The 12810-nt window shown below is 55.3% G+C and carries 9 protein-coding genes; 2 read left to right on the top strand and 7 right to left on the bottom strand.

Annotation, left to right across the window (positions count from 1 at the left end; all coding sequences use genetic code 11):
• Positions 1-55: 55 nt before the first annotated feature.
• The 5 genes from ACFIOZ_RS06185 to ACFIOZ_RS06165 all read right to left on the bottom strand — a co-directional run bounded on the left by ACFIOZ_RS06185 (position 56) and on the right by ACFIOZ_RS06165 (position 9102).
• Positions 56-742, bottom strand: coding sequence for a hypothetical protein (locus tag ACFIOZ_RS06185; protein ID WP_386082820.1), 687 nt, complete (start codon positions 740-742; stop codon positions 56-58).
• Positions 743-909: 167 nt separating this feature from the next.
• A complete protein-coding gene (locus tag ACFIOZ_RS06180) occupies positions 910-4098 on the bottom strand; it encodes an efflux RND transporter permease subunit (protein ID WP_386082819.1) in 3189 nt (1062 codons plus the stop codon).
• Positions 4098-5375 carry an efflux RND transporter periplasmic adaptor subunit gene (locus ACFIOZ_RS06175; protein ID WP_386082818.1) on the bottom strand — a complete coding sequence of 426 codons (1278 nt, stop codon included), beginning with the start codon at positions 5373-5375 and terminating at the stop codon, positions 4098-4100. Before ACFIOZ_RS06175 ends, ACFIOZ_RS06180 begins: the two co-directional genes overlap by 1 nt.
• Before the next feature lie 77 nt (positions 5376-5452).
• Positions 5453-6922, bottom strand: a complete 1470-nt coding sequence (locus tag ACFIOZ_RS06170; RefSeq protein WP_386082817.1) for a TolC family outer membrane protein — start codon at positions 6920-6922, stop codon at positions 5453-5455.
• 248 nt (positions 6923-7170) lie between these two features.
• Entirely contained in the window at positions 7171-9102 is a 1932-nt protein-coding gene (locus ACFIOZ_RS06165; protein WP_386082816.1) for a sigma-54 interaction domain-containing protein, read from the bottom strand.
• A gap of 423 nt (positions 9103-9525) precedes the next feature.
• On the opposite strand from ACFIOZ_RS06165, the gene ACFIOZ_RS06160 reads away from it, so the two are divergent.
• Positions 9526-10338 carry a formate/nitrite transporter family protein gene (locus ACFIOZ_RS06160; RefSeq protein WP_088701059.1) on the top strand — a complete coding sequence of 271 codons (813 nt, stop codon included), beginning with the start codon at positions 9526-9528 and terminating at the stop codon, positions 10336-10338.
• A 56-nt stretch (positions 10339-10394) separates the two neighbouring features.
• Complete coding sequence (cynS, locus tag ACFIOZ_RS06155) at positions 10395-10835, top strand: cyanase (protein ID WP_386082814.1); 441 nt, start codon at positions 10395-10397, stop codon at positions 10833-10835.
• A gap of 20 nt (positions 10836-10855) precedes the next feature.
• Here cynS and ACFIOZ_RS06150 read toward each other — a convergent pair whose 3' ends face one another.
• Both ACFIOZ_RS06150 and tal read right to left on the bottom strand, forming a co-directional pair.
• Positions 10856-11698, bottom strand: coding sequence for a fructosamine kinase family protein (locus tag ACFIOZ_RS06150; RefSeq protein ID WP_386082813.1), 843 nt, complete (start codon positions 11696-11698; stop codon positions 10856-10858).
• Positions 11699-11849: 151 nt separating this feature from the next.
• On the bottom strand, positions 11850-12803 hold the full coding sequence (gene tal, locus ACFIOZ_RS06145) for a transaldolase (protein ID WP_386082812.1): 954 nt from the start codon (positions 12801-12803) through the stop codon (positions 11850-11852).
• Positions 12804-12810 lie beyond the last annotated feature (7 nt).

Below are 12810 nucleotides of genomic sequence, written 5' to 3'. Positions count from 1 at the left end.
ACCGGGACGCAAATATTTTAAGCATCCCGGTTACTCTCCTTAGTGAAAAGCGGTATCAGTGAGACGCCGAGTAATGGGTAGAGTGGCGGTTTTTCTGGTTTAGCCGCATTTTATTTAAACGAATCCGTGTTTCAAGGTACGTCTGCTCAGATACGCTGCGGTAAGCCCCCTCTTCAGGCAAATACTTCACCAGCACCCGGCGCTCCCCCTGCGCAGGCAGAGCGTCGCTTTTGCTAAGCAGTTTGACTCTGCTCGTCGGCTCATTATCAATCACCGCAAACGCCTGCTCACCCGCACCTTGGCGCTCGGTCACTACCACCGTTTGGCCCAGCAGGCAACGCCGGGTGAAGGGGCGGTACCGGTGCAGCCCACGGTGCAGCGCCTGGCAGAGCATTGCTGCGACGGGCGAGGCTATGACCAGCGTACCCCATAGCACTAGCACCCCTACCGGTATACGTATCAAGCCAAGCGGCAGCCAACGCAGTACCAGCAGTTCGATCGCTACTGTTAGTACTGCGGCAATCGTCAGAATTACCGTTAAGGCCAGCGTGGCGGGAACCCCAGCGAAGCCTAAAGAAACCAACGTGCTGGCAAGATGGTCTTCTTTGAGGCTATCACGCTCAAAAAGCTCTAACGGGGCTAAGCGGATAATCACCAGTAGCCAGTAAAGGGCTAACAGCCCGAGTAGTAACGTAAAGACGATGGCCGGAAATTGGGTAGCAGCGTGCAGTAGATCATTCATAGTGACACCTCCCCCGGTACTTAGCCGGTGATGTATTGTTACTTCCAGCTTAGTTCAGATTAGCTTTTCCGCGCCACCTCTACCTTGATCTCGGTCAGAGCCATAAAAAAACGGATGCCACCCGAAGATGACACCCGCTTTTTTTGCTCGTGATTAATTGCTAAGGATTAATGTTTGTCATGCTCCAGTGCTGGTTGGGAGCCATCATGCTTATGCCCTTTCATCTTGCGACTTAGCCAATCAGAGACCGTCGCAATCATGGCGTAGAAGCTAGGAATAAACAGGCTACCCAAGGTGGCAACAGAGAACATACCCATCGCCACCGTGGTGCCAATGTGATGGCTGCTCACGTCGCTGGCACCGGTTGCCAATGCAAGCGGCAAGGTACCAAAGATAAATGCCAGGGAGGTCATCACGATGGGACGGAAGCGCAGCTCTGCTGCGGTAATTGCCGCTTCACGGATTGATTTTCCCTGCTCCTTACGCTGCAGTTCGGCGAACTCAACGATCAGGATCGCGTTCTTCGCAGCAAGCCCAACCACCACCAGCATACCGATCTGCACATACACACTGGTGTCCAGTCCGCGCAACGCGATACCACCAATCCCCCCCAGGAATGCAAACGGTGTTGCCGTCAATACCGCCAGCGGTAACGACCAGCTTTCATACTGAGCCGCCAGGATCAGGAAGACCATCAACAAGCCGAAGACAATCGCCAGCGTCGCGGCGCTACCCATATTGGACTCTTGATAGGCGGTACCCGTCCAGCCCATGCCCCAGTTGCTCCCCAGCGCTTCCTCCACGACTTCGTTCATCGCTTCGATCGCCTGAGCTGAGCTATAACCAGCAGCTGGCTCACCCTGGAACATTGCCCCGGCGTAAACGCCGAAACGGGACACTACCGATGGACCGGTTTGGCGCTCCAGCTCGACAAATTCAGAGAGCGGGATACGTTCGCCATTTCCGCCACGCACGTAAACGCTACTGACGTCTTCCGGTGTCTTGCGGAATTCATCTTCGTTTTGCAGATAGACCTGGAAATTACGGTTTTGATAGCTGAAGTAGTTCACAAAACCGTTACCAAAGGTATTGCCCAGAGCCGAATTAATGTTTTCCAGCGCCACGCCGTAACTTAATGCTTTTTGCTGGTCAATGTTGGCGCGGTAGGACGGTACATTAACGTTGAACGTGGTAAATACCCGGTTCAAGGCTGGGTGCTGGTTAGCTTTCTGCATGATTTGTAGCGATGCTTCATACAGCTCACGGGGCGATGCACCCTCAAAGGACTGCAAATAGCCGGTAAACCCGCCGGTGGTCGAAAGCCCCATGATAGGTGGCAAATTAAAGGCCATGGCGGAACCACCGTCAATACTGGCGCCCAATCCCATAATACGCCCTACGAGTTCGGTGGCCGTCAGGTCACGCTCAGACCAGGGGCTTAGATTGATAAACATGACCCCCCGAGCGGTATTCACGGAACTCGACAAAATGTCATAGCCAGCCACCGCTGAGGAGTATTCCACACCGGGAATATCTTCAATCGCCGCACTCAGTTTTGCCATATAGCGCTGGGTACGATCCAGCGATGCGGCGTCGGGGAGCGACACGCTCACCAACACAACCCCCTGATCAGTTTCCGGCACCAGCGTCGAAGGCGTATTGGCGTAGAGCCAGTAGGAACCCACCCCGGTAAGCACCGTTAGTGCTAACGCTAACACCCATAAACGTACCAAGCCTTTTACTACCCACATATAGGCGGCGGTAATGCCAGCAAACAGTCGGTCAAACAAGCGCAACGGTGTATTCAAGGCACGCTTAACTTTGGACTGCCCTGCTCCCGCGATTTTATGCTTGATAAAAATCGCCGACAGGGCGGGCGTAAAGGTCAACGCCATTAGCGCCGAAATGGCGACCGAGATAGCGACAGTGATCGCGAACTGCTGGTAAATTTGACCGGTAAAACCGCCCAGAAACGCCACGGGTACAAACACTGCGGCCATAATCAGCGAAGTTGCAATGACCGGCCCGCCAACTTCTTTCATTGCCCGAACAGTCGCATCGCGTACGCTAATATCGTCTTCTTCACTCAGCACGCGCTCGACGTTCTCTACCACCAGAATGGCATCGTCGACCACTATCCCTATCGATAGAACCAAGGCAAACAGGGTCAGCAGATTGATCGAAAAACCAAACACATAGAAGCCAGCAAATGTACCCACCACAGCGACCGGTACCACCGACATAGCAATCACGGTGAAGCGCCAGTTCTGTAGGAAAATAAACAGAATGACGATAACGATCAGAAAGGCTTCAATAAAAGTGTGGAGCACCGTTTCCACGGAGGCATCAATAAATAGGGTTGTATCGTAAGGTGCCACATACTCAAGCCCGGGCGGGAAGCGGCCAGACAGCTCCTCCATCGTATCCCGCACACCCTGAGCAGTTTCCAGCGCGTTTGCACCGGGCTGCTGGTTAATAATAATCGGCGTCATGGTTGAGCCGTTCAAACGCGCATCAACCCCGTAGAAAGATGCCCCAAGCTCAATACGCGCGACATCTTCAAGGTGCAGCGAAGAGCCGTCGCTATTGGTACGCAGGTAGATATTACGGAAGTCGTCGACATTACTGAGACGACCGCCAGCGGTAATCGTATAGGTGTACGCCCGCGGCTCACTCTGCGGCGTCGAGGCCAAGTTGCCCGCTGGCACTTCAGTATTTTGCGCCCTAATTGCGCTGGCTACTTCACTGGGCGTCAAGTCGTACTGGGCCAGCTTATCCGGATCCATCCAGATACGCATGGCAAACTCACCGCCGCCCAGCACTTCTGCATTACCCACACCCGGCACCTGACGAAGTTCATCAAGCACGTTCAACGTGGCGTAGTTCTGCATATAGATGTTGTCGTAGTCACCATCAGGTGAGGTCAACGCGATAAACATCAAAATAGAGTCAGAGCGCAGCTCAACGGTGACACCTTGTGACTGCACGGCTTCAGGTAACTGCGAAAGTGCCCCCTGTACCCGGTTGTTAACGTTGATGGTGTTAATATCACCATCGGTGCCGATATTGAAGGCAACGCTCAAGCTCATAAGGCCGTTATCAGCGCTGTTAGAGGTCATGTAGAGCATGTCCTCAACGCCGTTAATGGCTTCTGCAATGGGGGCCGCCACGGTTTGTGCAACGGTTTCTGCATCCGCCCCAGGGAACTGCGCCTGCACTGATACCGTTGGCGGCACCACGCTGGGGTACTGCTCAATGGGCAGAATGCGCATCGACATCACGCCCACCAGCGTCACGATAATCGCCAGTACCGTGGCAAATATCGGGCGGCTGATGAAGAAGTTAGAGAAGTTCATTATTGCGCACCCTCTTCCCCTTCAGCGGGCTGACTATCGGCTGCCCCCTCTTCCATTGACTCTGCCGCTTCAGCCTGCTGTTGCGCCTCCTCTTTCTCCACATCTTCAACGATGTCCTCAGCGTTGCCATCAAACGGTTGAGGGTCAATCGTCATGCCCGGCTCTAAACCAGCAGGATCGCCGACCACCACACGTTCCCCCGGCTCTAGCCCCTCACGAATCAACTGCCAAGGGCCAGCCACTTCGCCCAATGAAACAGTTCTCTCGCGGGCTTTGTTGTCCTCATCCAGGACAAACACCTGCGGGCCCATTAACCCTTGCGTCACCGCGATCTCAGGCACTGCCAAGACCTCAAAGCGCTTCAGGCCCTCAATGCGCACACGCACAAATTGGCCGGGTAGCACTGCCGCATTGGGGTTTTCAAAGGTAGCGGACGCTTGCACGGTGCTGGTGCCGCTATCAACCCGCGATCCCAGGAAGTCTAAATGCCCTTCCAACTCAGAGTCGCTGCCACCACTCACGCCAGGGATGCTCAACCGCGCACGGATATCCGACGTATCACCTCCGTCACGCAACTGGCGACGCAGTTCAAAGGCATCACGCTGGGGCAGTTGGAAACGCACCTCAAGGGGATCCAGCGGCGTGATTGTCGCTAATTCCGTACCGGAGGTAACCAGATTGCCTACGTTAACTTGGCTCAATCCGATCATGCCCGATACGGGGGCAGTTACCTGGGAGTATCCCAGATCCAGATTAGCGCTGGAGAGCGCCGCCTCTGCCTGTGCCACGTTTGCCTGGGCGACCCGTTGGTCTGCCAGTGCCTGATCATACTGCTGACGGCTAACCGAATTCTGGCTTAGCAGTTGCTCAAAACGTTGAGCGTCGCGCTGAGCGCGGGAAAGCTCCGCACGGGCGCTCTGCAGATCGGCTTCACGCTGATTGACAGTTGCCTGGTAAAGATCTGGTTCGATGGTGTAAAGACGATCGCCCTCTTCCACTAACTGACCGGGTTCAAAGTGGCGCTCCTCCAGAAACCCATTGACACGGGCTACCAAAGTAACTTCATCGTCACTGCGCAGCAGCGAAGGGTACGACTTATCCAGCGGTATATCCTGACGCACCATTTCAGCCACTTCGACCTTGTGGGGCGGGGCTTCTTGCTGAGCACCTTGGCCCTGTTGAGGCGCCTCGGCTTGTTCTTGACCGCAGGCTGAAAGTGCCAGCGCAGCTACTAGCGTCACCAGACTCGCTCGGCGAGAGTGAATCATCTTCTTCATACGTTGCATTCCCATATATCTTTTTTAAGGTGACCGATAGCACATACGCATCTGGATCACTCCCAACCAACAGGCAATTACGTGCCGGGCTGGGGCGGTGCACCGATGTTGAGCGCGGGCTCATAGCGGTCATTGCCAATGCTCTCTGGCAAGGTAAAGTTCACCTCATCACCGGTTAACCACGCATTGACTTCTTCAATGGCGTCCACATCAAGGCGTCCTGCCTGCTGGCGCAGCGAGAGCAGATTAACGACATAGTCGTAGCGAGCCTCTGCGTAGTTAGCGATGGCGTTATACAAATTCTGCTCAGCGTTCAAAACATCGACGATATTACGGGTGCCGACCTCGTAGCCGGCGCGGGTTGCTTCCAGCGCGCTACGGTTCGAGACGATCGCCTGCTCACGGGCCTCGACGGTTTCTACATCGTTGCTGACTTGGGTGTACAGCGAGCGAACCTGCTGGATCGACGAGCGACGCTGAGACTCGAAATCGTACTGGCTACTCTCCAGTTGATAAGTGCCCTGGCGGATGCTTGCGCTGGTACTGCCGCCGGTGTAGACGGGCAAATTAGCGCGTATGCCTACCTGGCTAGAGGAGTCATTGCCGGTGGTGTTATCAATATCACTGTCGCCATACTGATAGTTGCCGAAGGCTGAAAGGGTAGGCAAACGACCCGCGCGGGCAATTTCCACACCGCTGCGTGACACCTCAATCCCCGCCTGTTGCGCCAACACCTGAGGATTACGCTCGATGGCTTGCTCTACCCAGTAGTCGCGGCTGCTTGGCTCAGGAAGCGCAATGGGCATGCTGTCGCCCAGGGCTTCAATACTGGCGTAGCGCTGGCCGGTCAACTGCTCCAGTGCCTCAAAAGCCACCTGTAGACTGCTCTCTGCGGCAATCCGGTCAGCACGGGACTGGTCAAAGGTGGCGCGAGCCTCTTCGACTTCGGTAATCGCTATTAAGCCAACTTCAAACTGCTCACCCGCCTGCTCGAGCTGACGCCCGATGGCACGCTCTTGAGCAAAACGCGCTTCGAGTACTTCGTGGGCACGCAAAATGTCAAAATAGGCGCTGGCCACGTCAATTAGCAGCTGCTGTTCGGTGGCCGCAAGCAGATATACCTGCTGGTCGATCTGGCGCTCGGCCTGAGTGACTTGCCGACGTGTCACTTCATCATAAAGCGCTTGGGTGGCTTCAAGGGTGAGCGATACGGTGTTGTAACGGTCATCACCGGCACTCACATTGCCAGCACCAGCACCAGCACCAGCTCCGGCTTGGGATGAGCGCTGGCTTTCATACTGCTCGTTATGCGCCACGGTGCCTGAAGCGTTAATTTGCGGAAGCAACCCACCTCGTGCAACGTCTCTGCCTGCTTCTACACCCAGATACTGCGAGCGCGCCGAAGCAAGCTCAGCGTTATTGTCTAACGCATCACGGGTAATCGTGATGAGATCGGCAGCTTGAGCAGGCAATACAAAAGAAGCGGTTAATACCGCCAATAGTAGGGGTCGTAAAGGGGCATTGACTGCCCAGTGTGCCAGTCGCATGGGATTGCCTCTAGGTATCAGTGTCAGATGGTAAACGCGCTTAGTCTCTCAGCTTACTCGACTTGTGCTATAGAAAACCAAGCCAATTAGCGCGCTAAATCACTCGAAATACGGTGCCATTCAGAAAGATGAGCATTATAGTTACATTCATGTATGTATGCTAGCCTTGAACAATCTAAAAATGTGTGAGCAGCCTGTTGTCAAGTCGCTTCCAGCTTACCCTAGTCCAAAGCACGATGCGTTGGCGATTAATGCGGCGCGCTTTTGCGAAATTCTCGCGTGTCGATGCCCCACTTATTTAGCCGCGAAGCCAGCGTAGTGGGCTTGAGGCCAAGCAGCTCCGCCGCGCCCCCTGCCCCAGAGACTTTCCCTCCGGCTTGCTCCAGAGCGGCAATCGCGCTCTCCCGCTGACGCTGGCCAAGCGCTTGCTCGGTAAGCAGCGCTACTTCATTCTGCTCTGCACCGGCATGACCCGCTGCAGAGATGGGGTTAGTGCGACCTATCTTGCGTGTGGGCTCTCCCAGCAGCAGGTCATCAAACATCAAACGCCGATCCTGGGTCACGATAACTTGCCGCTCAATGATGTTCTCCAGTTCACGGATATTGCCCGGCCAGGGATAGCGCTGCAGGATCTCCAGCTGGGACGGCGGAATACGCACCCCTGGCTTATTAAATTTCAGGCAGGCGCGCTGTAAGAAGTGCCGCGCCAACAGCGGCACATCCTCAATTCGCTTGCGTAGCGGAACCGACTCAATGGGGAACACGTTGAGACGAAAATAGAGATCTTCGCGAAAATGGCTGTTATCGATCATATCGCGCAGTTCGCGATTGGTTGCTGCGATCACTCGCACATCCACTTCGCGGGTACGATTATCGCCCACGCGCTCAAACTGCTGATCCTGCAGCACTCGCAACAGCTTGCTCTGCAGCTCCAGAGGGATTTCGCCGACTTCATCCAAAAATAGAGTGCCACCGTGAGCAAGCTCAAAGCGCCCTGGGCGATCTTGTACCGCGCCGGTAAAAGCCCCTTTTACGTGACCAAAGAATTCGCTCTCAAACAGGTCACGTGGAATAGCCGCGCAGTTCACGCGGATTAGCGGTCGGTCGCTGCGCGTGCTCCCGGCATGAATAGCGCGAGCAATCAGCTCTTTGCCGGTGCCCGACTCGCCGCTAATCAACACGTTGGCACTGGTGGGCGCCACCAACTCAATCTGCTGGATCAGCTTGGCCACCGCCGGGCTGTTGCCGACAATATCACGATGATTCAGCTCCGCTTTTATCTCTTCTTGAAGGTACTCATTTTCCAATTCCAAACGTTGCTTGAGTGACTCCACCTCAGCAAGGGCATCGCGTAGCTGCTGCTCAGCGCGCTTACGCTCGCGAATATCACGAAACAGCACCACCGCCCCGACCAATCGTCCCATCTCGAATATCGGTGTGCTGGTGTACTCAACGGGAATTGCTTCGCCATTTTTGTGCCAAAACACTTCATTATCGACGTGATGTACCTGGCCGTCGCTAAACGAGGCGTGAATAGGGCACTGCTGCACCGGAAAATGCCTGCCATCGGCATGCGTGTGGTGGAACATAAGGTGCGCATCGTGGCCCACCATGTCCTCGGTACTCCAGCCCAGAATGCGTTCTGCTGCGGGATTAACGAAAGTGGTTTTGCCTTCAGCGTCCAGGCCGTAAATGCCCTCCCCCGCAGCGCCCAGAATAAGCTGGTTCTGCTTCTCAATCCGCTCAAACACCTGCTCAACCCGCTGCCAGCCAACCTCCCCCTGACGATGCTGGCGGCCTAGCTCGGCTTTGGCACGGCGCTGCTCGGCCTTGTTGCGGTCAATCAATGTTAATAACAGCTGCGAAGAGTCGTCGACACGCTGAGCATAAACCTCAACGCGATACGGCTGACGCAGCATATCCAGCATTACCAAATCATCTGACCAGGCCGTCTTTTGTGTCAGCGCCTCGTCAGTAAAGCTCACCCAAAGCGGCAGTGAAGCACTCAAGCGGTGGCTAAACGGGGCCGCTAAAGGCAGCGTTTGAATAATATTGAGCATCTCGCAGGCAGCTGGGTTAGCGTCCAGTAGTTGATCGACAAACGGATCAATCACGATCATTGCAAGCGGTGAAAAATCGCCCATTAGAGCGGCGGTGTGAGTACGTGCATGTTCACCCATTGGCGCATACCTCAGGTTTCAAGGTGGTCTCCACTTATCCATTCAATTCCCGCGCCACTTACGATATTTCGTCAATAAAACAACGAAAGATCGTTAATTACGATTTTTCGTGACCATTCTAGCTTTTCCAAAAACCCGTTATAAAAACAAATTAATTCAATTAAAACATTTGCTTAAAAATCCTCCGCACAAGTTGGCACATAAATAGCAATGATTAAGCGGAACGACTAGGCGGAACAACTAAGTGGAATAGCTGGATGGAAACGCTATGTGAATAGTGCGATTGCGCCACACGCTTAATCTCTTTTGCACCAGGACGGCGCAGCCATCGGTTTTGTTGCTCCTATTTATTGCTCTTATCAGGAAACACTAAAACTCTTGGATTAAGCGTTAACTAACCGAAATGACACAGGAGACATACATATGTCTTATCTAATGCCCAGTGAGTTTGTCACCAAATTGGTGGATCAGGGGGAGTCAAAAGTCTATATGGGGACACGGGATACGCTTATCCGCGCCTTTATGGCGGGGGCGACCCTTGCGTTGGCGGTTATTTTTGCCATCACCATTGCGACCCAAACAGGCAACTTCTTAATTGGGGCGCTGCTCTTTCCGGTGGGTTTCGTCATGCTCTATTTGATGGGCTATGACCTGCTGACCGGGGTTTTTACGCTGGTGCCTATTGCATGGCTCGACAAAAGACCTGGGGTAACCCTGCCACGAATGCTGAAGTGCTGGGCGCTGGTAGGGCTCGGCAACCTAGGGGGCGCCCTGTTTATCGCCACCTTTGGCTACCTGAATTTCACCATGGGCGGCACCGAGGAGATCAACGCGGTCGGCCAAACCATGATGACTGTGGGTGAAAGTCGCACAGTAGGTTACCAGGAGGCAGGATTTGCCGGTTGGATTGTGCTCTTTCTAAGAGGCATGTTCTGCAACTGGATGGTCTCTATGGGCGTAGTGGGCGCCGCTATCTCGACAACGGTTTCCGGCAAAATCATGGCCATGTGGATGCCGATCATTGTGTTTTTCTATCTCGGTTTCGAGCACTCCGTCGTCAACATGTTCCTGTTTCCGATTGGCCTGATGATGGGCGCCGATTTCACCCTGTATCAATACATTATGTGGAACGAAATCCCCACGGTACTAGGCAACTTGGTTGGCGGCCTGACGCTGGTAGGTTTGGTGCTCTATACCACCCACGTCCGTACTCAGCCCAAAAAAGTGTTGTCTTGATCCAGTAACCAAAAAATGGGCGTCACTCGCCCCCCCCACTCTAGAGGAGAATCACCATGGATAAGCTCGAAATGCGTCACACTCTGCTCGCCGCCAAAGCGCGTAAAAAAATGAGCTGGGACGATATTGGTAACGCCGTTGGCATGTCACCGGTGTGGGTCGCTTCGGCCTGCTACGGCATGAACAGCGCCAGCCAAGAGATTGCCGCTAAGCTTTGCGACACCCTGGGCGTGGAGAGCGAGGTCGCCGATGCCCTGGTAGCCTTCCCCACCAAAGCCTGGGATGAAGCGATCCCCCAAGACCCCTTTATCTATCGTTTATATGAGGTCGTCGGTGTTTACGGTGAGACTCTGAAAGATGTGGTGCAGGAGAAGTTTGGCGACGGCATTATGAGCGCCATCGACTTCACCATGGAGGTCGACAAAGTCGAAGACCCCAAGGGCGACCGGGTACTGCTCACTTTAAACGGCAAGTTTTTGCCCTATAAATCCTGGTAAAACACAAGTGCTGGTAAGGCTCAGGTGTAAGACTCGAGCCTCGCCACGCTGCGTTCAACCGCCGAACGGTAGCTGGCGCCGAACAGCAGCAGGTGATTCAGCAACGGATAGAGTTGAAACAGCGCTTCACGCCTCGGCCAGTCGGTCGGGGCGTCGCCATTCCAGTAAGCATCAAAAAAAGCCTCCCCCGGCGAGCCGAAGAGCGTCAGCATCGCTATATCCACCTCCGGGTAGTGGCGATACACCGCTGGATCGATAATCGCTGGCCCCTTTGTGGTGAAGAGTACATTCCCCGACCAGAGGTCACCGTGAAGCAAGCTGGGCGGCGCATCTGGCAGCCAGCGCTCCAACTCCTGAGCCAAGCGATCGATACGCCCACGTAGCGCTGCGTCCAATAGACCACACTGGTGGCACGCCTCACACAGGGGTAATAAACGCCGCTCGCGCTGGAAGGCCCGCCCATCACTGAGCGGTGCATTAGGTTGGGGCGTGCGCCCACAGGCATTATCCTGATGCCAGCCGTGGGCGTCGCCAATCACACTGTGCAACCCGCGCAGCCCTTCGCCTAATGCGGTTTCGCTCTGCGGCCCGCCAGGCACTGTATCCAGCGACTCAATGACTAGCCAGCCCGCTGACAGGCCTAACACTTCAGGCACCACCAACTGCCCAGAGGCGCTGCGCAGGGCACGTAGCCCTTCGGCTTCACCGCGCAGTCGTGATGCATCGTCGTGCTTAATCACCACCTGCCCCTGGCGCGTCTCCAGACGATACACTGCGGCGATATCTCCTCCACTGAGCGGCTGCAAATTGCCAGTGGGGGTTAAGTCGATAGATTCCAACAGTTGGCTCAGGGTGGCATCCATGAGGCTTTCTCCCTGTCCCCGAATGAATAACTGCGTCAGGGTTAGGGTTCTGCGGGGGCGCTGTTAACCCATCCATGGGCACTACTTTCGCCATCTGACCGCCATGGCCGCCCCCCGCTGCACCCTAACCCCGACGCCATGGGCTAACCTATTAGCCTAGTCGTTTATCGATCAGGCTCTCTAACTCAAGCTGGTCATCGTGGAAGCGGCGGATGCCTTCGGCCAGCTTGTCATTAGCCATGGCGTCCTGGTTGTGGCCCCAGCGGAAAGCGGATTCGCTGAGCGGCTCACTGGGTTTGCCACTACCATCGGCTGCCTGGATTTGCGCAGTAACGCTACCTTCGGTGGCATCCAACTCTTCTAATAAGGCAGGCGAAATGGTCAACCGCGGGCAGCCTGCCAGGGCAAGCACCTGCCCGGTGGTACGGAAGCTCGCCCCCATCACCACCGTGTCGTAGCCGCCCTGGTTGGCGCGCTGGCAAACGCCTTGCACAAACTGAACCCCCGGGTCGTTTTCCGGCGTGTAGTCGTTGCCGGTCTCTTTTTTGTACCAGTCGGTCACCCGACCAACAAAAGGCGAGATCAGAAACACGCCGGCATCAAAGCAGGCCTGGGCCTGAGCTTCACTGAACAGCAGCGTCAGGTTGCACTGAATGCCCTCGCGCTCAAGCACCTCAGCGGCGCGAATGCCCTCCCAGGTAGACGCCAGCTTGATCAACACACGGTCACGGGACACACCGCGGGCGTCATACAGCTCGATTAACTCGTGGGCCTTGGCAATACTGGCTTGGGTATCAAACGACAGCCGCGCCGCCACTTCGGTGGAAACACGCCCCGGCACAACGGCGGAAATCTCACTCCCCATAGCGACTGCCAGACGGTCAACGGCATGCTTGACCTGCTCTTCACGGCTGCCGCCAGAGGCTTTGACGCCGCTCAGCTCTTCATCAATCAGCGCTTGATAACCCGACAAACTAAACGCCTTGAGCAGCAGTGAGGGATTAGTCGTCGCATCCTGGGGCTGATAGCGACGGATAGCCTCAAGGTCACCGGTGTCGGCGACGACAAGCGAGTGTTGCTTTAGCTGTTGCAGCTGGCTGGTCATAAAATCT

The sequence above is a fragment of the Vreelandella sp. F11 genome, from assembly GCF_042466685.1.
Lineage (GTDB): Bacteria > Pseudomonadota > Gammaproteobacteria > Pseudomonadales > Halomonadaceae > Vreelandella.
This window is presented reverse-complemented; position numbering and strand designations above follow the sequence as displayed.

Excerpts from the sequence above, each read along its gene's own strand:
- ACFIOZ_RS06185 (WP_386082820.1), bottom strand. The coding sequence starts at position 742 with ATGAATGATCTACTGCACGCTGCTACCCAATTTCCGGCCATCGTCTTT.
- tal (WP_386082812.1), bottom strand. The coding sequence starts at position 12,803 with ATGACCAGCCAGCTGCAACAGCTAAAGCAACACTCGCTTGTCGTCGCC.
- ACFIOZ_RS06170 (WP_386082817.1), bottom strand. The coding sequence starts at position 6,922 with ATGCGACTGGCACACTGGGCAGTCAATGCCCCTTTACGACCCCTACTA.
- ACFIOZ_RS06165 (WP_386082816.1), bottom strand. The coding sequence starts at position 9,102 with ATGGGTGAACATGCACGTACTCACACCGCCGCTCTAATGGGCGATTTT.
- ACFIOZ_RS06180 (WP_386082819.1), bottom strand. The coding sequence starts at position 4,098 with ATGAACTTCTCTAACTTCTTCATCAGCCGCCCGATATTTGCCACGGTA.
- ACFIOZ_RS06150 (WP_386082813.1), bottom strand. The coding sequence starts at position 11,698 with ATGGATGCCACCCTGAGCCAACTGTTGGAATCTATCGACTTAACCCCC.
- ACFIOZ_RS06175 (WP_386082818.1), bottom strand. The coding sequence starts at position 5,375 with ATGAAGAAGATGATTCACTCTCGCCGAGCGAGTCTGGTGACGCTAGTA.
- ACFIOZ_RS06160 (WP_088701059.1), top strand. The coding sequence starts at position 9,526 with ATGTCTTATCTAATGCCCAGTGAGTTTGTCACCAAATTGGTGGATCAG.
- cynS (WP_386082814.1), top strand. The coding sequence starts at position 10,395 with ATGGATAAGCTCGAAATGCGTCACACTCTGCTCGCCGCCAAAGCGCGT.